This is a genomic window from Chromobacterium alticapitis, from assembly GCF_002924365.1.
In the GTDB taxonomy this organism is placed as follows: domain Bacteria; phylum Pseudomonadota; class Gammaproteobacteria; order Burkholderiales; family Chromobacteriaceae; genus Chromobacterium; species Chromobacterium alticapitis.
The window spans coordinates 1-22,487 of record NZ_PQWB01000023.1; the positions used below are offsets into that span (position 1 = coordinate 1).

Below are 22,487 nucleotides of genomic sequence, written 5' to 3' on the forward strand. Positions count from 1 at the left end.
GGCCAGCGCCGGCGCGGCGCCGTAGCCGCGTCCCCACAGGTCCACGGCCTGGGCCGAGACCAGCGCCAGCAGCGCGCCTATCGCCAGATACAGGTCGACTCCCCGCGCGATCCAGCTGCCCGGGCGCCGCTTGATCAGCCAGATCATGTGCGGCAGCGCCAACGCGCCGCCGGCCAGGTAGGCGTCCTGCCAGCGCAGGCCGGCGTCGCCGGGCGCGAAGCGGCCCCACATCAGGAAAACGACGGCCGGCGCGAAGGCGGCCGCGTGGACGAGGTAGGAACGAATCCAGCTAGCGAGGGACATGCGCTTCTTTCTTCATATGGCTTGGCATGGCCGCGCGCCGCGGCAAGGCGCGCGGCGAGGGCTCAATCAAACAGCGCCACCTGGATGTCGCGCGGCCCCTGAAAGGGATTGCGGCCATGGGCGACGGCGATGTTGTCCAGCAGCAGCAGGTCGCCGCGCTGCCAGGGGAAGGCGATCTCCTCCGCGTCCAGCGCGTCGTAGATGGGCGCGAGCTCCTCCGGCGCGATGGCCGAGCCGTCGCCCAGCCGCACTTCATACGGCCGCGCGGGACGGCCGCGGTACAGCAGCCGGATGTATTCGTAGCCGGCCGCGCCCATGGCGCGCGCGTTGTTGTGCTGGGTGGACAGCTGGTTGAACCAGACCTCCTCGCCGGTGACCGGGTGGTGCGCGGTGGCGCCGCCGGTGTTGGACACGGTCAGGCTGCCATCGTCCAGCCAGCGGAAACCCAGGCCGGTGTCGCGGCACAGCTGCTCCACCTGGGCAGGGTCGTCGCTCTGGAACACGTCGTCCCAGGGCCGGTGGTATTCGCGCATGGTGGAGTTCTTCGGCTCGCCGTCTAGGCTTGGGCGGCGGAAGTTGCGCAGGTACTGGATGCCGCTTTGACGGAAACGCTCGATCAGCTCCGGCGGCAGCCGCCGCGTCACCGCGCGCATATCGCAGAGGATGGTCTCGCCGCCCGCGGGCGAGGGCTGCTTGCAGAAGAAGGCCAGCCGGCGCGGATAGTGCGCCATATAGGCTTTTTCCTGGTGCAGGCCTATCTTCAGCGAGGCCGGAATCCGCGTGGATTCGTAGACCTTGCCGTCTATATTGCGGCGCGGCGTGGCGCCGCCGATATAGCCGAAGGCGTGTTCCGGATATTGCGCGGCGATGGTCTGGAAGTGAGCGGTTTCGCTGAGCGCGAAGCCGCGCAGCAGCACGCTGCCGAATGCCAGCAGCGCTTGTTCCAGCACCGGCAGTTTGGCGCGGTGCCAGTCGGCGACGGCGGCCGGACTGCGGCGCAGCGCCTCGTCCAGCGGCGTGATCAACAGCGGCATGCGCCACGGCGAGTAGGGGCGGCAGGCCACCTGCTCCTCGCCCAGCGCGCGCTGGAAGCGCAGCGCTTGTTCGGCGGCGTGTTCCATGACGTTCTCCCTTAGGCCAGCAGCGGCTTGCGGATCAGGATTTCAAAGCCCAGCGCGCCCAGGCCGGCGCTGGGGCTGCTCACGGCGCAGCAGTCGGCCAGGCCGGCCTCCGCTACCAGCGCGCGCGCCTCGTCCAGCGTGACTTTTTCCTCGACGTGGGTGGGCGGGTAGCCGACGGCCGCGCGCATCTGGGTGAATTTCTCCAGCAGCGCCGGCGACACGTCGCGGCGCATGTCGTGCACCAGGCCGATGCCGCCCGGCTGCAATACGCGGTACATCTCGGTCAGGCTCTTGAGCTTGTCCGGCAGGTGGTGCAGCGTGGCGCGGCTGACCGCCATGGCCAAGCTATCGTCGGCGAAGGGCAGGTTTTGGGCGTCGCCCACTTTCAGCTCGATGACGCCGTCCAGGCCCAGTTCGGCGATGCGCGGCCGGCCGCCGTCCAGCATGGTTTCGTCCAGGTCCAGGCCGATGAAGCGCCAGTCCTTGAACACCGGGTCGGCCGCCAGGCGCACCGGCACCACGGCGGTGGCGGTGCCGATGTCGACCAGCGCGCCGGGCGCCATGCCGCGCGCCAGCTGGCGGATGCGGGTGACGAACAGCACGTCCCACGGTTCCAGCGCCTGCGAGGCGAAGCGGTCGTATTCATCGGCCGGGCGGAGGTTTTTCAGTAGCATCGGGGTTTCTCCAGTCAGTATTTCTAGAGCGGTTAAGCGGAATCAGATGTCGGCTGCGTTCACAGCCAGCCCACCGGCACGGTGGCCAATAACTTGCGCGCGGCCTTGCTGCTGACGCCGAAGGCCGGACGGTCGCGCCGCTCTATCGCGTGGGCCACCATGGCGGCGACGCGCGCGCACAGGCCCAGGCCCACGCCCCAGCGCGGCTCGTCCACGCCCAAGTCCAACAGGGCGGCGGCGGTGATGAAGTCGATGTTGGGCCGCAGGCCCTTGCGCTCCAGCGCGCGGCGGCAGGCGAGGTCGAACAGTCGGATATGCGGGCCTTCGAAGCCCCATTCGGCGAACAGCGCGCGGATATGTGGCGGACGCGGGTCCTCGACGAACAGCGGATGGCCGAAGCCGAACAAGAGCTGGCCCGGCGAATCCAGCGCCAAGTCCACGGCGGCGCGCACCTGCTCGCCGCCTGCGTCCTGCCCTATGCTTTTGAGCCAGGCCAGCGCCTCCTCGGCCGCGCCCACATGCTTGGGGCCGCTGGCCATGAAGCCGGCCGCGAGCGCCTGCGGCAAGGTGACGCCGGTGCCGATGGCGGTGCGCGGCACCAGCACGGTGGGGGTGATGTAGCCGAAACCGGCGTGCCAGGCCACCAGCAGCGCGTCGACGGCGCGCAGCGCGGCTGTGTCGCGTCGGGCCGAGCCCATGGCCGCCAGCGCGCGCTCGGCGTGGCTGGCGCCGATGGCTGCCGCGTCGGCCTGGCCCAGCGCGGCGGCCAGCAAGCCAGGCGCGGCGGCGATGCCGACCAGGCCCTGGATGAAGTCGTCGCCGTCTGGCAGGCCGCGCGCGGCGGCCTCGGCGCGCGCGACGCGCTCCAGCGCCGACAGGTCTGCCAGGAAGCCGCAAGCCGCGGCTTGCACCATGCCGGCGCCGCTGGCCGCCACCGCGCGCACGGCGGCCAGGCAGGGCTGGCCGGGCATGGCGGCGGCCACGGCGGCCAGCGCGGCGTCCACCGCCAGGGCGACGGCGGGTTCCGGCATTTCGCCGAACCACACCCGCCACAGCGCGCTGGCGAAGTCGACCTGGCCTATCAGCGCGTTCAGATTGCTGCCGCGCACCCACAGGCCCTCGTTGGGCTCTATGGTGGCCCCGTCGATATCCGTGCCGCGGTACAGCGTGCGGGAACCGCCGAACAAGGATTGCGGCGCGGCCTCAGACGGCGGAGCGGAGACGGTTTGCGTCATGGCTGTCCTCCTGCGCGAGTTCGTCCAGGGTGATGGCTACGGCGGCATCGGCCAGGTTTATGATGGCCTGTTCGTGCATGCGCACCGCGGGCAGCAGATTGGCGAAGAAATAGCGGGCGGTTTTCAGCTTGCCGCGGTAGAAGGCGGCCTCGGCCGCGTCCTGCTCGCGGGCGAGCGCCTGGGCGGCCAACGCGGCGCCCTCCAGCAGGGTCCAGCCGCAGATGGTGTAGCCCAGCATTTCCAGGAAGCGGGTATAGAACTGGCTGCTTTCCTGCATTAGGCCGTCGCGCACCGCCTCGCCTATGCGGGCCAGCGCCTGCTCCACCGAGCGCATGGCCGCGTCCAGCTGCAACAGCTGCAGGGCGAGCGAGGGGTCGACGCTGCCGCTGGCCAGGAAGGCGTCCAGCTCCTCGCGCAGATACTTGATCAGGCGCGAGTTGCGGCCGAAGCCCAGCTTGTCGCGCACCAGATCCTGCGCCTGGATGTAGTTGGTGCCTTCCCAGATCGACAGAATCTTCACGTCGCGCGCGTTCTGCTCCACCGGGTAGGCGTCGGTGTAGCCTATACCGCCGTGCACCTGGATGGCCAGCTCGCAGATTTTCCAGGATTGGTCGGAGACGAAGGCCTTGCACACCGGGGTCAGCAGCTGCACCAGCTTGCGCTGCTTCTCAATCTTCATCTCGTCCGGCGCAGCCTCGGCCTCCAGCGCGAAGGCCTCGGTGGAGGCGGCGGTGAGCTTGCCCAAGAGGCCGCGGCAGCCTTCGACGCGCGCCTTCATGTCCAGCAGCATGCGCTGTACATCGCCGTGCTCGGCGATGGGCAGGCTGGGCGCGGCATGGTCCGAGGTGCGTTCGATGGCGCGGCCCTGGCGGCGTTGTCCGGCGAACGCCACCGAGTGCAGATAGGCCGAGGAGGCGAGGCCAAGGCCGATCACGGCCGTGCTGATGCGCGCCTGGTTCATCAGCGGGATCAACTGCAGCAGGCCGGCGTTCTTGCGGCCGCCCAGCAGCACGCCGCGGGTGACGCCCTGGCGGCCGAAGACCAGCCGGGTGTTGGCGCAGCCTTTCAGACCCATCTTGACCGGCAGCTCGGCGCACTCGACGAAGTTTTCTTCCAGTTCGCCGGTTTCAGGGTTGGGCCAATAGCGCGGCACCAGCAGGCAGGACAGGGAGTAGGAGCCGCTGGTGGCGTTGCCCAGCCGGCCCAGCACGAAGTAGACGGTGTTGTCGGTCAGCTCATGCATGCCGGCGGAGATGAACACTTTCTCGCCGGTCACCGCGTACACGCCTTCCTGCGGCAGCGGTTCGGCCAGGGTCTTCACCGCGGTCAGGTCGCTGCCGGCCTGGGACTCGGTGGCGCAGAAACAGGCGTCCCATTCGTGGCGCTGCAGCTTGTCCAGATAGGTGGCCTTCTGCTCCGGCGTGCCGTGCAGGCGGAACAGCTTGATCGCCGGCAGGTTGAAGCCGCCGTAGGTCATGAAGGCCGGGTTGGCGCCCATGAACATTTCCTGGATGGCCTGGCGCAGGATGGGCGGCAAGGCGGGGCGATGGATGTCGCCGCTATTGCCCAGCATTGGCACCCATTCCGCCTTGTAGCGCTGCCATAGCGCGTGGAATTCCTGGGGGATGGCGACTTCGCCGTTTTCCAGCAGCCGGCACTCCTGGCGGTCCGATGCCTGGTAGGCGCGGCCCAGCTCCAGCGCGAACTCGCGCGCCTGTTCCAGCAGGCCATCGTAGTAGGCGCGGTCTTTATCGTTGAAGGGCGGGCGCGACAGGAACTGCCGTTCAGCCCGGTTTTGTTCCCACAGGAAGAAGCGAAGCTCGCGCAAGCTGACTTTGTAAGCGGACATATTCGGTTTCCGTGATGAGGATGGGGCCACGGCTCAGGCCGCGGCGGAAATCTGCGCCACCATGGCGCCGGACAGGCCGCACAGGGCGCTGTCCCACAAGAGGGCGGTGGCCTGTTCGCCGGGCCGCAGCGCGGCGCGCAATTCGAGCAGGGCCTGCAGCGGATCGGCATTGGACAAATGGCCGCCCGCTCGCGCCATGCGGCGCGCGGGCGCGATGCCCAGCTCGTCGGCCACGCGGCCGGCGAAGTCCGCGCCGAAGCCGGCCGGCAGCAGCCAGTCGACGTCGGAGGGGCGGATGCGCGCCTTGTCCAGCGCGGCCGCGGCCGCCTGCGCGGCCTGCGGCAGCAGCCTGTCGGCCAGCGCAGCCGGCGTGTGCGCCCAGGGATTGGCGATGGCTTCGCCATAGAGGACGGCGTGGGACAGGATGCGGCCGATGCCGCCCTCGCCGCGCCGGTCCAGCAGCATGGCGGCCGCGCCGTCGCCGTAGGCCACCAGGTCGCCCCAGGCGCGGAAGAATGGATAGAGCCACTTGTCGGCGGCCACCAGCAGCACGCGGCCGCCCTGAGCGCACAGCGCCTCGATCAAGGTCAGCGCGTTGTAGACGCCGGCGGTGCCGGATTGGCCGACGGCGAAGGGCAGCGCGTCGTCCAGACCTAGCGCGTGCTGGACGCGGCCGGACAGGGATTCGTTGATGCGCTGGTTCAGCGAGGCGTTGGCGACGACGATATGGGTGACGGCGGCCAGATCCTCGGCGGCGACTTGCCTACGCAAGGCGTCTACGGCCTGCAGGGCGAGGTCGGCGTGGCTGAGCCTGGCCTCGGCCACCGGCAGCGCGGCCGGCGAGCCCGGCATCAGGCGCAGGGTTTCTTCTTCGTCCAGCTTGCCCTTGCCGCGCGGCAGGGCGTGGACGGCGGACGGGAACAGCAGGTGGCCGTAACCGAAGTTGCGTTCGGCGGCCTGGACGCCGTGGAAGTCGGCGCGTTCCGGCTCGGCGGCGGCGAGGGCGCGGATGCTGAGCATGGCGTTATCCGATGTGGGTGGGGGAGGCGGCGAACAGGCCGGCGAACTGCTGTTTCAGCTGTTTGCGGTCTATCTTGCCGTTGGGGTTGCGCGGCAGCGGCTCGGCGTGGAAGGACAGGCGCTGCGGCACCATATAGCCGGGCAGCCGTTCGCGGCACAGGGCGAGCAGCTCGGCCTCGGCCACGCCTTCGGCGCCGTGCAGGCTGACCGCGATGGCTTCGCCCAGCATGGGGTGCGGCACGCCGTAAGCGGCCGCTTCATGCACGCCGGGCAGCGCGAACAGGATTTCCTCCACCTCGGTGGGGCTGACCCGGTAGCCGGAGGTTTTGATCATGTCGTCGCCGCGCGCCACGAAGTACAGATAGCCTTCCTCGTCGCGGTAGACGATGTCGCCGGACCACACCGCCGCCTCCTGGCGCGGAATCTGGCTGTGCGGGCCTTGCCATGGCCGGAAGCGGTGGGCGGTCAGCTCCGGATCGTTCCAGTAGCCCAGGGTGACGAAGGCGCCGCGGTGGACCAGCTCGCCCGGCTCGCCCGGCGCGCATTCCGCGCCGTCCGGCCGCAGCACGCGGATGTCGGCGTTGGGCACGGCCTTGCCGATGGAACCGGGGCGGTCGGCGGCGTCTTCCGGTTGCAGATAAGTGGAGCGGAAGGCTTCGGTCAGGCCGTACATCAGATAGGGCTTGGCCTGGGGGAAGGCCAGACGCAGCTTGTCCAGCAGCGGGCCGGGCATGTGGCCGCCGGTATTGGCGAAGCGGCGGACGCGCGCGCCGGTTTCGGCCGGCCAGTCGGCGGCCATCAGCTGCATCCACAGCGGCGGCACGCCGGTGATGGCGGTGACGCCGTGGCGTTCGCAGAAGGCCGGCACTTCCTTGGGCTGCAGGAAGTCCAGCGGCGCGTAGCAAGCGGCGCTGGCCAGCGCGGTGCTCAGTTGGCTGAAGCCGGCGTCGAAGCTCAGCGGCAGGATGCCCAGGATCACGTCGTCCTCGGCCAGGCCCAGGTAGGCTGACACGCTGTCGGCGCCGGACACCAGATTGCGCTGCGACAGCACCACGCCCTTGGGGCGGCCGGTGGAGCCGGAGGTGTAGAGGATGGCGGCCGGATCGTTGTCGGTGGCCTCCGGCTCCGCCGCGTCCAGCATGGCGTCGGGCAGGGCTTCCAGTTTCCAGGCTTGCAGCGCCAGTCCGTCCAGCGCCTCGCTTAGTCGCGAGAGCCGCGCGCCGGTGCTGACCAGGAGCCGCGCGCCGCTGTCGGCCAGGATGTGGCGCAGCTGGGCAGGCTTCAATTGCGGGTTGACCGGCACCAGGATGGCGCCGCGCGCGTTGACGGCCAGCATCATGGCCACGGTGTCGTATTGCTTGCCGGCGTAGACGGCGACGCGGTCGCCGGGCTGGATGTCGGCGGCGGCCAGCCGCGCGGCGTGGCGGCGGACGTCGGTCAGCAGCTGGGCGTAGCTGGCGCGCGTCTCGCCCTGGGCGAAGGCCGGGCGCTCGCCGTGGCGCTCGGCGCTCAGCCGCAGCAGATGGTAGAGGCTGATGCGGGCGCGGTTCATGCGGTTTCTCCGGTCTGGTGGATGTAGGCGCCGGCTGCGCCCAGCGATAGGAAGCCGCTGACGCTGTAGCTGGGGTGATAGGCGCCGCATTGGTCGAAAATCACCAGGTCGCCGATGGCGGGCGCGGCCTGCGGATCGGGCTGCCAGCCTATGACGTCGGCGCGGCTGCAGGTGCTGCCGGCGTAGCGCACCGGCTGGACGGCCGCGCCTTCGGGCGCCGGCTGGCGGCGCAACAGGCGCGGCGCGGCGTATTTCTTGATGGCGGACTCGGTGCGCGCCAGCAGGAAGTTGTGGCTGAGGCCGCCGTCGCACACGGCTATGGTCTGGCCGCCCAGCGTCTTCACCGCGCGCACGCGGGTGGCGAACAGGCCGGCGCCGGCGAAGATGGCGCGGCCGGATTCGTGCGCCAGCTGGAAGCGCTGGCGCAGCGGGGCCAGCCGCTCGCGGTAGGCGGCGAATGCGGCCTCGTCTTCGTGGAAGCGTTCGCCGAAGCCGCCGCCGCAGTTGAGCATGGCGATGGGCGCGCCGCTCACGCGTTCGATATCTCCGGCCAGGGCGGCCAGGGCGTGGGCGAGGTCGGCCGAGTCGCCGCCGCTGCCGTCCACGCGGAACTGGTGCGAGCCGGCGAAGCTGTGCAGGCCTATCACCGGCGCGTCGGCGCGGCTTAGCGCCGCCGCCGCCAGCATGGCTTCCTGCGGACTCATGCCGAAGTGGTCGGCGGCTTCCTTGCGGCGGCCCGGCATCAGCTCGGCCGCGTTCAGCCGCAAGATGGTCTGCGGCGCGTGCTGCTTGCCCAGCACGGCGAGCAATCGTTCAGCCTGGCCCAGGCTGTCGATGATGAAGACGCAGCGCGAAGCCAGGGCGGCGCGCATGAAGGTCTCGTCCATCGAGGGGTTGTTGACGTATTTGGTCGACGAGATGCGGCCGACGGCCAGGTCCAGTTCGCCCAGGCTGGCCAGTTCCACGCCGTCGACGAAGCCGTGGCCGCAGCGTATCAGCAGCTCCAGATTGGAGTTGGCTTTCAGCGAGACAATGAGCCGGCTGTCCAGCAGTGCGCGCAGCTTGCGGTAGCGCGCCAGGACGATAGACGGGTCGAACACGTAGCCGGGCGTCTTGACGTCCCATAGCCATTGCAGGGCCTGCTCGTCTGGCGGCAGCGGGATGGAAAGGGCGTCAATTTGCGTCATGGCGGGCCACCGGGTGCAGGGTGAGGGCGGAGAAGGCGCCGCTATTGGACTGGGTCACGCTGATCAGGTGGCGTCCGGCATCCACTTGGGCGAGGCCGATGTCGGCCAGATTGACCGCCAGGTCGGAGCAGCAGGCGTGGCCTTTTTGCAGGATGTTGTCGGCGCGCAGGATGTCCAGCGGAATGCCCATGGCCTTGCAGATGGAGATCCAGCCCTTGTGGTCCGAGTTGTGCGGCAATACGCAGCCGTAATCGGCCAGGGCCACGCCGCTGTCGGCCACCGCCTGCTGCATCACCTTGCGCGTGTAATGCCATTCCAGATTAATCATTTCGCGTTCCACCGCGGCATTGGTGTCCGAGCCCTGGTGCCATTTGCCGTAGTTGCGCAGGGCCAGCGCGCCGATGCGGTTGCGGCGGCTTTCGCGCGCCACCAGCAGGCAGGCGGCGCCATCGCTCTGGACGCCGGACATCTGGCGCAGGCGGAAGCGCTCGCCATAGACGCGGTCGACGGAGACGATGACGGCGCGGCGCAGCTGGGGATGGCTGGCCATCAGCGCCTGGACCAGCTGGATGGCGGCGGCGTTGGACGAGCAGTTCAGCTGGTTGATGGAGCCGGCCCAGACGGGGCGCAGGCCGAAGCGAGAGACCAGCTCCAGCGGCAGGCTGCGCGGCGCGGCCGGCACGCTGAACAGCTGGGTGTGCACATGGATCAGCGCGCCGACTTCGTCCGGGCGCAGGCCGGTTTCGTCGAACAGCCGCGCCAGGGCGCGCTCGGCCAGCTCCGTTTCGCCGATGTCCGGCGCAGCGTGGAAGTGGCGGCAGCCGGAGCGGAGGATGGCCTGGACGCGGGCGTCCGGCCAATTGTGCTGGGCGGCGCAGGCCTCGATGTCCTGCAGCTCTCCGGGAAAGTGGTAGGCGGCGGCCTCTATGCCTATCCAGGCCGGGGCGGCCGCCGGGCTTGCGTTGCGGGTCATGCGGGGTTTCCTCGTCTGGCGAATCAAGCCGGCAGCGGCATGGCGGCGTAGTCCATCACCTGCAGCTGTTCGAATACCTTCTGCACGCGCGGGCTGAGCAAGCCCATCTCGCGTATGGTGGGCACCAAGCGGCGGAAGATGGAGCGGCGCATCGAGCTGGTGACCGGCGAATTGCGCACCAGGTGGGCGCATTCTTTTTTGGACAGGCCCATGGGTTCCCAAATGTCGTCGGCGCACAGGTGTTCGTGCAGGGTGTGCGCGCCCTCGGCCACGAATTCCTCGCGCTCCTTGCGTTCCGTCGCGCTCATCTCCTGGTAGACGCGGCACAGCGTGATGCGGCCGATGGCGAAGTGGCGGGCTTCGTCGCGCTGGATGCGGGTGACCATGTCGCGGATGAAGGGGTCTTGGCTGTAGGCGACGATGCTCTGGAACAGCGACAGCGCGATGCCCTCCACCAGCACCTGCATGCCCAGGTTGGTGATGTCCAGCGCCTTGCTGCTGATGGTGTCGCCCAACAGGCTCTTCAGCGATTGGCTCATCGGATAGCTGATGGGCAGCTTGTCGTTGACCAGGCGGCCGAAGGCTTCGATATGGCGAGCCTCGTCCATGATCTGGCCGGCGGCGCACAGCCGCGCCGACAGGCTTTCCTCGGCCACGGCCAGCTTGGAGGCGCAGATCAGCGCGGCCTGCTCGCCGTGCAGCACCTGCGACATGGTCCAGCCCTGCGAATGGTGGCGCACCTCGGCGCGGCCCTTGGCGTCCAGCTTGTTCCAGACGTCGGTGCCGTAGATCAGCAGCGTGCCGTCCGGCATGCCCAGCGGGTTGTCCGAGTCCAGCTCCCGGCTCCAGTCCAGATCGACATTGACGTCCCACTGGTTGGCCTTGGCCTTCTGGTAGATGGCGTTCAAGCTGTCGTCGCCGAAGTCGTAGCTTTCCGACATGAAGGCGTCCAGCTCGACGCCCCATTTGTATGGTTCGGTCGCGTTCTTGGGCAGTTCTAGCGTGGCTTGCATATCTCTTCCTCTCTCATATGGCCAGGGGCGGATTCGGTCCAGACTATGGTTTGCGGCGCCATCGTTTCCAGCGCCGGCAACAGGGCGGCGGGGCCGGTCTCGCCGACGTTCCAGCAGGCGATGCGCACGATGTTGTCGCCGTCGTCCAGCAGGTCGCGGCGGAGGTTTTCAGCGGCGATCCAGACCACGGGGGCCGGTTCGGATTCGGCGCGCCACTGGGCTTCGCGCAGCAGGCCGGCGCCCAGCAGCACGCGCGGGTCGAACAGCGCGGCCGGCAGCGCCAGGTCCTTGGTGGGCTGCCGCAGCTGCACGAAGACGCGGCAGTCCTCGCCCAGCGCCGCCCAGGCCTGGCGAAGCAAGCGCTCCAGCAGGGCGTAGAACTGCTTGTGGTTGAGCAATACGGGGGCGGCGTCGCCGCTAGCATGGGCCTCGCGGCGGGCGTAGTCTTGGGCCTCCAGCAGCGGCAAGTTGACGCTGGCGCAGGCTTGGGCGCGGCCGTGGCCCGGATTGCGCGTCAGGCGCAGCGCCAGCAGAGATGGCGGATTCATGCGGCCTCCAGCGAGTGGCGCAAATCCGGCGCCAAGGCCAGGTCCGCGATGGCGAAATAGCCGTTCAGCGCCAGCGAGGCCAGCACGCAGCGGCCGCCGGCGTAGTCGGCGCCGGCTTCGATTTCCGCCAGCAGCGACAGCCAGGGGTCGCTGCCGAAGGCGTGGCCGAAGCGCGGGTAGTGGTCGGCGTGGGCGGCGGCGCCGTCGAAGCTCTTGAACAGCGCGCCGCGCGTCGCTTCAGGGAAAAAAGGCAGCGCCACCGCCACGCCGGGGCGCGGCTTGGCGAACTGGCGCAGCGCGCGGCCCATCATGGTCAGCGCGTGGGCTTGCGGCGCCGTGCCCAGCAGCAGGTCATCTTCGCCGCCGTCCGGCATGACATCCAGCAGCAGGGTGGCGATGCCGAAGCCGGAGCGTCCCCAGCGGCTGGTCAGCCGCCAGAAGGCGAAGTTGTGGATGTCCACGTCCGCTATCTGCAGCAGCAGGCAGCGCGGCCCGCTGAGCCTGGCTTTCTGCCTGACGTGGCGCAGGATGTAGCCCCAGCCCGTGCACTCGTAGCCGTTGGTGATCCAGTCTGGCTCGCGGCCGCATGCCGCGCCCAGGCTATGGCGGAAGCGTTCGGCTTCGGCGGTGTCTCCGGTCAGGAAGGGCGAGAGCACGGTGGAGGTGAGGATGTAGTCGTCGATGGCCGCGCCGGCTGAGTGGCGCGCGGCTTCGGCGCCGGCCAGGCGGCCCAGCTCGGCCGCGGCCTCGGCCAGGGACGCCCCGGCCGAGACGAAGGGCGTTTCCGTCTGGCGGTAGGCGATGACGGCGGCCTGGAAGGCCGGCGGCGTGCGCGCGTGGTTCATGGCGTTCCCCGGTGTCGGCATGGGTGGATCAGGCGGTTTGCTGTTGCTCTTGCAGTTGGGCGTCCAGCTGCTGCAGCGTGGTGTATTGGGTGATGTTCAGCTGTTCCGGGTCGATGGAGCCGTACAGTTGCTCGCAGAACACGATGAGTTCGACGACGTTCAGCGAATCGATGCCCAGTTCGCCGAGGCCGACGTCGGCCTCCACGCTTTCCACGTTCAGAATCTTGGCGGTTTCCTTGCGCAGGGTTTCCAGGGTGTTCAGGGTTGCGGACATGGTGTTTCTCCTTGTTGACAGGGGTGGGAATCAGTTTTGAGCCAGCCGCGCGGCGGCGCGCAGCTCGTGGTAGCAGCGGTAGGAACTGCCTTCCATCTTGGTGAAGGCCAGCAGGTCGCGCTGGTCGGCGTAGTGCGCGACGGCGCCGTTGGCCACCAGGTGCAGCAAGAGTTCGTTCGACGCGAATTTCAGCGCCAGCACCTTGTGCACGTCCTCGCTGGCGTAGGTGCCGGTCTGGGTCTTGGCGCGGGCGGCTTCGGCGATGTAGTCGCGCGCCGCGCGCTCGTCCGCGCCCAGTCGCAGCCGGCCCCGGCTTTGCAGCCATTCGACATGGGCCATCAGCGCGCGCACCAGGAAGGGGCGCACCGTGGTCAGGTATTTGTTCAGCGCGGCCGGTCCGCCGGCCTTCAGCTTGTCGGCGGCGGCTATGGTCGCTTCGCCGCGCACATTGCCAAGCTGCACCACGCCGTCCAGAAAGCTGTCGCCGCACAGGCTGCGCTCCAGCGCGGCGTACTGCTCCGGCCAGACCAGGAAGGCGGACGGGAAGAAGCTGCCCGGCGTGCGCGCGGCGATGATGGCCATGCCGTCCAGCTGGGCGTACATGCCCCATACCTTGTCTATGCGCAGCTTGAAGCCGTCGCCCTCGGGCTGGGCCACGGTGCGCCAGCTGCCCAGCGTCGGACCGCCCGCGTCGCTCATCAGGAAGCGCAGATTGTTGCCGCTGTCTATGCAGGCGCAGGCGCGCTCGTATTGGTCCGGCGTCAGGAACAGCGAAAACAGAATGCGGGCGAAAGTGCGCATGAAGGGCTTGTAATGCGGCGCCAGGCCTTCCGCGCGGATTTGCTCGAGTATGCTTTCGCTGAGCGCGTACTCGCGGTGCTCCAGCGGCACGGGAGCGTGGACGCTGGCCTCCGGTTCGGCGAAGGGCTGCTCGGTCTGCCGGATCAGCATGTCCGAATCCAGCAGCCGCGCGGCGGCGCGGCCCAGAATGGCGGCGAGGCCGGCCGGCGGCTCGCCGTAGCCGCGCAGGCGGTGAATGACCGGCGAAACGGCGAGTTCAGGCAAGCCGGGGGCCTGCGCGGCGGGCGCGGGGGCGCCGTCCGCGAATGCGGAAAGAGTGTGCATGGAGCTTCCGTCAGTGTGTGAGGGAGGTGGGGCGGACCAATCAGGCCATGGCCGATTCTTCGTCCACGTCGCGCAGGGCTTGCTCGATGTAGAGGTTGCGGCACTTCAGCCTTTGCAGCTTGCCGCTGGTGGTGCGCGGCAGGCTGCCGGAGGCGGCGAAGACGATGGCATGGGCGCCGAAGCCGAAACGCTCGCGCAGGATGGCTTGCAACTGGGCGCGCAGGGCGGCTTGCGCGTCTTCGCGCTCGAACTCGATCATCACGATCAGGTTCTCGGTGCCCTGGGTTTCGTCGTAGAGGCCGGCGGCGGCGATGGCGTTGCCATCGGCCAGCAGGGGGTGGGCGGCCAGCGCGTCTTCTATCTCGTGCGGGAAATAGTTGCTGCCGCGGATGATGATGATTTCCTTTTGCCGGCCAAGCACGAACAGCTGGCCGTCGGCCTGGTAGCCCAGGTCGCCGGTGGCGAACCATTCGCCGGGGCGGTAGGCATCCTGCTGGCCGTCTGCCGCCGGCAGGTAGCCGGACATCAGCGAGCTGCCGCGCAGCTGGATTTCGCCTACCTGACGCTCCCTGACCTCGATGCCCTCGGCGGTGGCGACGCGCATCCGCATGCCGGGGATGGGCTTACCCATGGCCAGCACGGTTTCCGCGGCGCGGGTGTGCTCGTCGGCTGGGCGGGCGACGGCGAAGCTGGTCAGCGCGTCGGAGTCTATGCGGTCCGCGATCAGGTAGGAGAAGGCGTTCTGGTCGTAGCCTGCCGTCGTGTCGTGCATGGTGGCGGCCAGCGTGGTTTCGGCCATGCCGTAGCACGGTTGCAAGGCCGAGCGCGACAGGCCGTGCGCTTCGAATACGCGGGAAAACGCTTGCAGACAGCCTTGGTCCACACGCTCCGCGCCGATGAATATGTTGCGCAGCCGGCTCAGGTCCACCCCTTGCATGGAGGCGGCGCGGTAGCGGCGCACGCAGTATTGCAGGCCGAAGGTGGGCGTGGCGGTGGTGGTGGCGCCGAAGGAGGCGATGCGCTTAAGCCAGCCTAGCGGATTGCGGATGAAGCCGGACGGTTGCATCAACAGCAGCGGCGCCTGGTAGTACAGATTGGACAGCAGGGTGACCAGGCCCATGTCGTGATACAGCGGCAACCAGGAGGCGGTGGCGTCGCCGCGGGCCGGATCGTAGCCGACCACGCCGCCTATGCCGCGCACATTGTCGATGACGTTGCGGTGGCTCAGCAGCACGGCCTTGGGACGGCCGGTGGAGCCAGAGGTCAGCTGCACGTGGTGGGCGTCGTCCGGGGAAACCAGCAAGGGCGCCAGTGGCGTGGCGTCCGCGGCGGCTTGGGCCACGTCATCCGTAGAGATCACACGGGTCGGCATCCCGGCCAATTGGCCACGCAGCGCCTCGGCTTGGGCCGTTCTGGCGATGACCAGGCGCGGCGCGAACAGGCTGCTGGCGAGCAGGATTTGCGAGCGGGAGGAGTCTGCCTGCAGCTTTCCCGGCAGCGGGGCGGTGCAGGGCAGGGCGCCCAGCAGCACGCAGGCGGTTTGCAGCAATAGGTGATCGATAGAAGCCGGCAAGGCCAGGATGACGAGGTCGCCGCGCGCGGCGCCGAGCTTGCGCAGGCCGGCGGCCATGGCCAGCGCTTGCCGCGCCAGCTCGGCATGGGAAATCCGTTTTTCTTCGCCGCTTTCCTCCACTACGGCGAGGCAAAGCTCGTTAGCCAGCCCGGGCCGGTCCAGGGAGGACAGGATGGCTTCCGTCATTGTTGCGTGGTTCAGCAATTTCCGATCTCCTGCAAGTTCGGTCAACGTCTTTTTGCGTTAAGTGATGCTGAAGGTGAATAATTTTTAGTTTTTATTAGTTTATTATTTTTGATGAATTTAACATTATTATTTTTCGCAGATAATACGTTCGCATTGCCGTGGTGTGAACCTGTTATGTAGGACAGGTAGCGACGGAGCGCTGGCCTGGCTCAGGCCTTGTTGGATGGAGCGAGTTGCCCGTCTGGCAAGAATTTCAATGTGTTATCGCGTTTTCAATGCGAGCAGAGTGGGCGAAAGGCGGGTTGTTTTGTCTGGAGCTGTGGGCTAGCAAGCAAGATTTGGCAACAATTTAGCCATCAGAAACAGATCGTGGCTTTGTCCATCTATCCTTTCCGCGTCGCGCAAGCGCCCTTCCAGGATAAAAATGTGCGTTTGGCACAAGCGGATGGCACGCGGATGGTCGGCGCGGGCGGTCAGTTCTATGCGGCGGCAGCCGCGGACGGAGGCCAGTTCCAAAGCGCTTTCCAGCTGCCAACCGCCCATGCCCTGGCCGCGATGGCGGTGGATGGCAGTGGATGGCAGTGGATGGCGCGCGGATGCGGCAAGATATCGCGCCAGCCCGCCACGCTGCCGCCTTGCAGCAGCAAGGGGCGCAGCGCGTTCTGCGCCAGCTGGTCGGCCACGTAATCGGCGGATTGGGCCGGGGGCGTTTCGAGGAAAGGCAGCTGGCGCCGTTCGCGCGCCACGCTGCCCGTCACGCGCCAGAAGTCCGCGGCGCGCTGAGTGGCCAGCGGATGCGGGGAGTCGGGCGCGGTGTAGGGGCCGGGCATGGATGTCTCTTGATAAAGAGCCCCATTTCGCCCGCCTAGATATGATATTTGGATTGCCTGGGGCTCAGGCCGCCGCGCCGTCGCTGGCTATCACATTGCGGCAGTGCGACTCCAGCGAGCCTATCTCGTCCAGCACGGCGTCAATGTCGCGGCGCTGCTCTTCCAGCTGGCTGCGGCGCGCCTGCAGCAGGTCCAGCAATTTTTGCGATTGGCTGGCTTCGTCGCGCGCCAACTGGTACATGTCTATGATCTCGCGGATTTCGGCCAGCGACAGGCCTATGCGCTTGCCGCGCAAAATCAGCCTGAGCCGCGCGCGGTCGCGGCGGGTGAACAGGCGCTGGCGGCCTTCGCGCAGCGGCTCGATCAGGCCTTGCTCCTCGTAGAAGCGTATGGTGCGCAGCGTGACGTCGAACTCGCGCGCCAGATCGGAAATCGTGAAAAATTCGGCTTGGGTCATTAAGAGTCTTCCTTGAGCGGCGATTGTAGCGTTTTTCCCACCGTCGCAGCGCAGAGCTTGATTTACGTTTACGTAATCGTCAATCTATTCCTTCATTCATCCGCCACTCGGGGGGCTTATGCCGCAGTTCAGCTATGCCAACGGCGCCAGCGCGCAGCCGCTGCTCGGTCTTACCATAGGACGATTCTTCGACGAGGCTTGCGAACGCCATGGCGAACGACTAGCCCTGCGCGTGCGTCACCAGGACATACGCTGGAGCTACGCCGAGCTGCGGCGGCAGGTGGATCGCGTGGCCTGCGGCCTGCTGCGCATGGGTTTGCAGCCGGGCGAGCGGGTGGGCATCTGGTCGCAGAATCGCGCCGAATGGGTGCTGATGCAGTTCGCCGCCGCCAAGGCGGGTTTGGTGCTGGTCAACATCAACCCCGGCTACCGCCGCGCGGAGCTGGAATACGCGCTGAACAAGGTGCAATGCCGCGCGCTGGTGTTGTCGCCCAGCTTCAAGAGCAGCGATTACGTCGAGATGATCCAGGACCTGGCGCCTGAGCTGGAGACTTGCCGGCCGGGCGAATTGCGCGCGGCCAAGCTGCCTGAGCTGCGCTGGGTGGCGCGCATCGGCCAGCAGGCCTTGCCCGGCATGCTGGCGTTTTCCGAACTGTTGGCCGAGCCGACGCCGGAGGAGCGGGCGGCCTTGCAGACGCTGGGCGAGACGCTGCAATTCGACGACGCGGTCAATATCCAGTTCACCTCCGGCACCACCGGCCACCCCAAGGGCGCCACGCTGTCCCATCATAATATTCTGAACAATGCCTGGTTTGTCGGCGCGGCGATGAAGCTGGGACCGGACGACCGGCTGTGCATCCCGGTGCCGCTCTATCATTGCTTCGGCATGGTGATGGGCACCTTGTGCTGCCTGTGCCACGGCGCGGCCATGGTGTTTCCGGGAGAGGGCTTCGATGCGCTGGCGGTGCTGGAGACGGTGCAGGAGGAACGTTGCACCGCGCTGCATGGCGTGCCGACCATGTTCATCGCCGCGCTGGATCATCCGCGCTTCGCCGAGTTCGATCTGACCAGCCTGCGCACCGGCATCATGGCCGGCAGTCCCTGTCCGGTGGAGGTGATGCGCCGGGTGATAGAGCGCATGCACATGGCGGAAGTGACCATCTGCTACGGCATGACGGAAACCAGCCCGGTCAGCTTGCAGAGCGCCACGGACACGCCGCTGGAGCAGCGCGTCAGCACAGTCGGCTCCGCCCATCCGCACGTAGAGGTCAAGATCGTCGATGCCGAAGGCCGCGTCGCGCCGCGCGGGCAAAGCGGCGAGCTGTGCGTGCGCGGCTATTCCGTGATGCTGGGCTACTGGGGCGACGAGGACATGACGCGCGCGGCCATCGACGCCGCAGGCTGGATGCACACCGGCGACCTGGCGGCGATGGGCGAGGACGGATCGGTCAATATCGTCGGCCGGGTCAAGGACATGGTGATACGCGGCGGCGAGAACGTGTATCCGCGCGAGATCGAGGAATTCCTGTACCGCCACCCCAAGATCCAGGACGTGCAGGTGATAGGCGTGCCGGATGTCCGCTACGGCGAGGAGTTGTGCGCGTGGATCCGGCTGCGCGACGGCGAACGGGCGACCGAGGAGGACATCCGTTCTTTCTGCCAGGGGCAGATCGCCCATTACAAGATCCCGCGCTACATCGAGTTCGTCGATAACTTTCCGATGACCGTTACCGGCAAAATACAGAAGTACCTGATGCGGCGGCAAATGGTGGAGAAACTGGGGCTGGCCGATGTGAAAACCGCATGACGCCGGACAAGCGATGACAGCAAAATGCGCCGCCACGGCAGCGCTTTTGGCTTACAATGCCGCCAAACCGATTCATCTTGAGGAATGACACCATGACCGAGACCGTATTCAACGATGCAGACCTGACCCGTCTTGAAACGCTGCTGACTCCGCTGTCCGCCAGCGGCAGCACCATGCGCCCGGACGAAGTGCAGGGCTTCTTCGCCGCGCTGGCCAGCGGTCCGGACCAGGTGGGTGCCGAGTTCTGGCTGTCGGAAGTGCTGGGCGACGCCCCGGCTTTCGAAAATCCGGAAGACGAGACCGAACTGAAGGCGTTGCTGCAGAAGCTGTTCGACAGCATCCGCGACGCGCTGGCCGAAGGTGAAGAGCTCGACATGATCCTCTACGCCGAAGAAGACAGCGAAGAAGAGGGCGAGCCGGATTACTGGCCGTGGGCGAACGCCTACCTGTACGCGCTGGACCTGGTCGATACCGACTGGTTCGAAGTGGCCGAGGAAGACGAAGGCTTTGAAAGCCTGATGATGCCGATGCTGGTGCTGGGCGGCGCCTTCGAGGACGAAGAGGGCGGCGAAGATCTGCTGACCTTCACCGACGAAGAGGTGGAAGGCTACAAGGAAGAACTGACCGACGCCCTGGTTGCCGTATTCGGCTACTGGCGCGCCAAGGAGCAAGCGCCGACCACCGTGCGCCGCGAAGGCGACAAGGTTGGCCGCAACGATATGTGCCCGTGCGGCAGCGGCAAGAAGTACAAGGCCTGCTGCGGCGCCAACTAAGCCAAGCGCGCGGAATGGATGAAAGCGGACTTCGGTCCGCTTTTTTTATTGCTTTTGCAGCCGCGCTTCGCGCAAGGAGGGCGAAATCCGTCTGGGCGAGAATGGAATTGTGGATGAGGCCAGGGCGGATCGCATCATCAGCGCGTTTTGCGGGAGTTGAGCGCGCTTCCCTGCTGGCAGGCGTAGTAGTCGGCTTGTTTCAAGTCAAAGTAATACTGTGTTTGCTTCTAAGGCGAACGATAACCCTGTAAATTAGTATTCATTGATTTATATGGGAGTTCGCTCATGGAGCTGCTGCTCGGACTCGCCGTCACCGTGCTGGTGGGGCGTTACATCTTCAAGGGCTATTCCGCCACCGGCGTGCTGTTGGTGGGGGGATTGTTTCTGTTGCTGGTCTCGGTGCTGATGGGGCATTCCATCTTGCCCAAGAACGTGCCTAGCACCGGGCAGCCCTTGGCCGACATACCGGAATATGTCAAATCACTGCTCAGCAACCGCGCGGCGGACTTGGGCCTGATGGTGATGGCGCTGTGCGGCTTCGCCAGCTACACCACGCACATCGGCGCCAACGACATGGTGGTGAAGCTGGCGTCTCGGCCCTTGAGCAAAATCCGCTCGCCTTACGTGCTGATGGTGGCCGCGTATTTCGTCGCCTGCGTGCTGTCGCTGGCGGTGTCGTCGGCCACCGGCCTCGGCGTGTTGCTGATGGCTACATTGTTCCCGCTGATGGTGAATATGGGCATCAGCCGAGGCGCGGCCGCCGCGATCTGCGCCTCGCCGGCGGCGGTGATCCTGTCGCCCACCTCCGGCGACGTGGTGATTGCCGCCCAGGCTTCCCAGATGCCGTTGATCGATTTCGCCTTCAAGACCACGCTGCCGATTTCCATCGCGGCCATTGCTTGCATGGGCGCCGCGCACTTCTTCTGGCAGCGTTATCTGGACCGCCGCGCCGGCGTGGAGCTTTGCCGCCAGGACGTGAGCGAAATCCAGACGCATGCGCCGGCTTTATACGCGGTGCTGCCGTTCACGCCCATCGCCGGCGTGCTGGTCTTCAACGGCAAGCTCGCGCCGGAATTGAACATCGTCACCATCCTGATTATTTGCATCTTGTTGACCTCCTGCCTGGAATTTGTCCGCCATCGCAGCGTCAAGCCGGTTTTCGCCGGACTGGACTCGGTTTACAAGGGCATGGGCGACGCTTTCACCAGCGTGGTGATGCTGATCGTGGCGGCCGGCGTGTTCGCCCAGGGTTTGTCCACGCTGGGTTTCATCAGCCAGTTGATCTCGCTGGCGCAGTCTTTCGGCTCCGGCGCCGTGGTGTTGATGTTGGTGCTGGTGGCGATCACCACCATCGCCGCCTTGACCACCGGCTCCGGCAATGCGCCGTTCTACGCCTTTGTCGAGTTGATTCCGAAGCTGGCGGCGCAGTCCGGCATCAATCCGGCTTTCCTGGCCATTCCCATGCTGCAGGCGTCCAACCTGGGGCGCACGGTATCGCCGGTGTCAGGCGTGGTGGTGGCATGCTCAGGCATGAGCCAAGTGTCGCCGTTCGAGATCGTCAAGCGGACGTCGCTGCCTATCGCGGTGGGGCTGGTGGTGGTGATCGCCGGCACTTGCCTGCTGGTGCCGGCCTGAGCCATCGGCCCCGGGCCTGCTTCGCGAGGTTTTGCGAGCGGCGTCAGGCTTGGCTGAAGCGTTCGTCCAGCAGATGGGCGGCCATTTGGCGCAGGCCTTGCAATTGCGCCTGGGCGGCCGGAGGCAGGGCGTTGAGCTGAGCCAGAACCTGGCAGGCCTCCAGGAATCCACGCTCCAGGCCCTCCCGCGCCAGCGGCGCGAAGGCCTGCCGCGCTTCGTCGGGCGACAGGCCGGGATGGCGCGCGCCATAGCGTTCGAACAGCATGACCATGCCTAGCAGCAGGTGCTGGCTGTGGCTGATGCCGGGCAGCTCCGATTCCGGCCGCAGCGCCGGTTCAGGCTCTATTCCCGTCAGCCTGGCCGTTTGGTCCATTGTCGCGCTGAACAGCAATTCGGCTGCTTGGCCGCCATGGCTCAGGCCTATGTCCGCGCTGTCGTCTTGCGGCTGCGGCGCGCCGCTATGGCCGCCGGAGCGGCCCTCCACCTTGCCGGCGGCGCTCCCCAGGCGCGGATGCACGGCGCCGATGGGGGAGATTACGATGTCGTCGTTGATGGACATGGCGGGCGCTTTCTGAGTTCAGCCGTTCAGCCGCCGCTGCTCTGGGCGGATGCGGCGGTGGCGCCGCTGTTGTCCTGGTATTGCTTCAGGAAGTCGTCGAAGCCTTTCTCCACCAAGTCATGGGTTTTCTGCACGCCATCGGCCACGTCGCCGTTGAGCACATTCAGGCTTTTCAGGATGCCAGTAGCTTCCTGGTAGCCCTGGTCGAAGCCTTGGCGTATCAGTTTCAGGAAGCCTTGCGCCTGGTCGGCCGTGTTCTGATCGGGATGCTGCTGTTGGTAAAGACCGAACATGCCAAGCGCGCCGTCCAGAATGCGTTTGGAGGTGGCGTCCGGGGAGCTGTCGTCGGCGGGTGCTCCCTGGGACGCGTCTTGCTGCTGGACGGAAATGCTCAACTGCACGCTGCTGTATTGCAGGCTAGCGCTGGCGTTTGTCTGGCTGCCGTCCTGGCCGTTGGCATTGGCGAAGTCGGCGCTCAGTATTTGGTTGATATTGGTGATGGAGGCCTTGAACAGCAGCGATTGCGATTGCTTGCCGCTACTGATGGAGACGCTGAGGGACTCCACGTCGAGCGATTGGACCAAGGTGGCGTTGAGCTGATTGCGGGCGGTCTGGTCGTTGTAGGCGCTGGCCTGCGTTTTCGCTGCGCCGCTGGACTGGCCGGTCTGGTTCGCCGCCGCGTTGTTGAGGGATGAGATCGACATCACGGACTCCTGTCGGTGCGTCGCTGTCTTCTGGCGCACTTGAGTATCGGGTTGACGTAGGGCTTGCTTTCAGTATGACTTGATTTCGGCAGCGAAACGGAAAACTTGTGGGCGGCGTGGCATAAGATTTGGCTATGTCCCAATAATATGTTGCAAGGGACGCCCCACCGCCTCCTGCAAGCAGTGGCAAGGCTGAATGGTTTGCTGATAGCGCTCCAGCATCCGTCGCCACCCCAGATAGTGC

22 protein-coding genes and 1 pseudogene are annotated in these 22,487 nt (G+C 66.9%); 3 read left to right on the forward strand and 20 right to left on the reverse strand.

Features of this window, described 5'->3' with window-relative positions; all coding sequences use genetic code 11:
* The 17 genes from C2I19_RS06480 to C2I19_RS06565 form a co-directional block, all read right to left on the reverse strand.
* A partial coding sequence (locus tag C2I19_RS06480; protein WP_199181096.1) for a hypothetical protein occupies positions 1 to 303 on the reverse strand: 303 nt, incomplete at its 3' end.
* A gap of 62 nt (positions 304 to 365) precedes the next feature.
* On the reverse strand, positions 366 to 1,424 hold the full coding sequence (locus C2I19_RS06485) for a TauD/TfdA family dioxygenase (RefSeq protein WP_103901902.1): 1,059 nt from the start codon (positions 1,422 to 1,424) through the stop codon (positions 366 to 368).
* An 11-nt stretch (positions 1,425 to 1,435) separates the two neighbouring features.
* The gene (locus C2I19_RS06490) at positions 1,436 to 2,098 is read right to left on the reverse strand and encodes a class I SAM-dependent methyltransferase (protein ID WP_103901903.1); all 663 of its coding nucleotides are present in this window, start codon (positions 2,096 to 2,098) and stop codon (positions 1,436 to 1,438) included.
* Between the two features lie 59 nt (positions 2,099 to 2,157).
* Positions 2,158 to 3,333: a citrate/2-methylcitrate synthase gene (locus C2I19_RS06495; RefSeq protein WP_103901904.1), complete on the reverse strand. Its 1,176-nt coding sequence runs from the start codon at positions 3,331 to 3,333 to the stop codon at positions 2,158 to 2,160.
* On the reverse strand, positions 3,302 to 5,182 hold the full coding sequence (locus tag C2I19_RS06500; RefSeq protein WP_103901905.1) for an acyl-CoA dehydrogenase family protein: 1,881 nt from the start codon (positions 5,180 to 5,182) through the stop codon (positions 3,302 to 3,304). Before C2I19_RS06500 ends, C2I19_RS06495 begins: the two co-directional genes overlap by 32 nt.
* Positions 5,183 to 5,215: 33 nt before the next feature.
* Complete coding sequence (locus tag C2I19_RS06505) at positions 5,216 to 6,202, reverse strand: beta-ketoacyl-[acyl-carrier-protein] synthase family protein (protein ID WP_103901906.1); 987 nt, start codon at positions 6,200 to 6,202, stop codon at positions 5,216 to 5,218.
* A gap of 4 nt (positions 6,203 to 6,206) precedes the next feature.
* A complete protein-coding gene (locus tag C2I19_RS06510; protein ID WP_103901907.1) occupies positions 6,207 to 7,754 on the reverse strand; it encodes an acyl-CoA ligase (AMP-forming), exosortase A system-associated in 1,548 nt (515 codons plus the stop codon).
* Entirely contained in the window at positions 7,751 to 8,941 is a 1,191-nt protein-coding gene (locus tag C2I19_RS06515; protein ID WP_103901908.1) for a type III PLP-dependent enzyme domain-containing protein, read from the reverse strand. The genes C2I19_RS06510 and C2I19_RS06515 overlap by 4 nt, the downstream gene beginning before the upstream one ends.
* Positions 8,928 to 9,914, reverse strand: a complete 987-nt coding sequence (locus tag C2I19_RS06520; RefSeq protein WP_103901909.1) for a beta-ketoacyl-[acyl-carrier-protein] synthase family protein — start codon at positions 9,912 to 9,914, stop codon at positions 8,928 to 8,930. The genes C2I19_RS06515 and C2I19_RS06520 overlap by 14 nt, the downstream gene beginning before the upstream one ends.
* 23 nt (positions 9,915 to 9,937) lie before the next feature.
* Positions 9,938 to 10,927, reverse strand: coding sequence for a ferritin-like domain-containing protein (locus C2I19_RS06525; RefSeq protein WP_103901910.1), 990 nt, complete (start codon positions 10,925 to 10,927; stop codon positions 9,938 to 9,940).
* A complete protein-coding gene (locus C2I19_RS06530) occupies positions 10,912 to 11,475 on the reverse strand; it encodes a hypothetical protein (RefSeq protein WP_103901911.1) in 564 nt (187 codons plus the stop codon). The genes C2I19_RS06525 and C2I19_RS06530 overlap by 16 nt, the downstream gene beginning before the upstream one ends.
* Entirely contained in the window at positions 11,472 to 12,320 is an 849-nt protein-coding gene (locus tag C2I19_RS22240) for a hypothetical protein (protein ID WP_199181097.1), read from the reverse strand. Before C2I19_RS22240 ends, C2I19_RS06530 begins: the two co-directional genes overlap by 4 nt.
* Before the next feature lie 28 nt (positions 12,321 to 12,348).
* Positions 12,349 to 12,594, reverse strand: a complete 246-nt coding sequence (locus C2I19_RS06540) for an acyl carrier protein (RefSeq protein ID WP_103901912.1) — start codon at positions 12,592 to 12,594, stop codon at positions 12,349 to 12,351.
* A gap of 30 nt (positions 12,595 to 12,624) precedes the next feature.
* Positions 12,625 to 13,719: a hypothetical protein gene (locus C2I19_RS06545; protein ID WP_103901913.1), complete on the reverse strand. Its 1,095-nt coding sequence runs from the start codon at positions 13,717 to 13,719 to the stop codon at positions 12,625 to 12,627.
* A 40-nt stretch (positions 13,720 to 13,759) separates the two neighbouring features.
* Positions 13,760 to 15,496 (reverse strand): AMP-binding protein, encoded by a 1,737-nt coding sequence (locus C2I19_RS06550; RefSeq protein WP_199181098.1) that lies wholly within the window; start codon positions 15,494 to 15,496, stop codon positions 13,760 to 13,762.
* Between the two features lie 461 nt (positions 15,497 to 15,957).
* Positions 15,958 to 16,308, reverse strand: a complete 351-nt coding sequence (locus tag C2I19_RS06560) for a hypothetical protein (RefSeq protein ID WP_103901916.1) — start codon at positions 16,306 to 16,308, stop codon at positions 15,958 to 15,960.
* A gap of 64 nt (positions 16,309 to 16,372) precedes the next feature.
* Positions 16,373 to 16,765, reverse strand: a complete 393-nt coding sequence (locus C2I19_RS06565; protein WP_103901917.1) for a MerR family transcriptional regulator — start codon at positions 16,763 to 16,765, stop codon at positions 16,373 to 16,375.
* Positions 16,766 to 16,883: 118 nt separating this feature from the next.
* Here C2I19_RS06565 and C2I19_RS06570 point away from each other — a divergent pair, with 118 nt between their 5' ends.
* The 3 genes from C2I19_RS06570 (at position 16,884) to dcuC (ending at position 20,980) form a co-directional block, all read left to right on the forward strand.
* Positions 16,884 to 18,572, forward strand: coding sequence for an AMP-binding protein (locus C2I19_RS06570; protein ID WP_103901918.1), 1,689 nt, complete (start codon positions 16,884 to 16,886; stop codon positions 18,570 to 18,572).
* Positions 18,573 to 18,664: 92 nt separating this feature from the next.
* The gene (locus C2I19_RS06575) at positions 18,665 to 19,345 is read left to right on the forward strand and encodes a YecA family protein (RefSeq protein WP_103901919.1); all 681 of its coding nucleotides are present in this window, start codon (positions 18,665 to 18,667) and stop codon (positions 19,343 to 19,345) included.
* Positions 19,346 to 19,630: 285 nt separating this feature from the next.
* Positions 19,631 to 20,980, forward strand: a complete 1,350-nt coding sequence (gene dcuC / locus C2I19_RS06580) for an anaerobic C4-dicarboxylate transporter DcuC (protein WP_103901920.1) — start codon at positions 19,631 to 19,633, stop codon at positions 20,978 to 20,980.
* 43 nt (positions 20,981 to 21,023) lie between these two features.
* On the opposite strand, the gene C2I19_RS06585 is transcribed toward dcuC, so the two are convergent.
* The 3 genes and pseudogenes from C2I19_RS06585 to C2I19_RS22430 form a co-directional block, all read right to left on the reverse strand.
* Positions 21,024 to 21,539, reverse strand: coding sequence for a DUF5610 domain-containing protein (locus C2I19_RS06585; protein ID WP_103901921.1), 516 nt, complete (start codon positions 21,537 to 21,539; stop codon positions 21,024 to 21,026).
* A gap of 26 nt (positions 21,540 to 21,565) precedes the next feature.
* Positions 21,566 to 22,243, reverse strand: coding sequence for a DUF5610 domain-containing protein (locus C2I19_RS06590; RefSeq protein ID WP_103901922.1), 678 nt, complete (start codon positions 22,241 to 22,243; stop codon positions 21,566 to 21,568).
* A 132-nt stretch (positions 22,244 to 22,375) separates the two neighbouring features.
* Positions 22,376 to 22,487 (reverse strand): annotated as a pseudogene (locus C2I19_RS22430) (IS1595 family transposase); the annotation flags it as partial.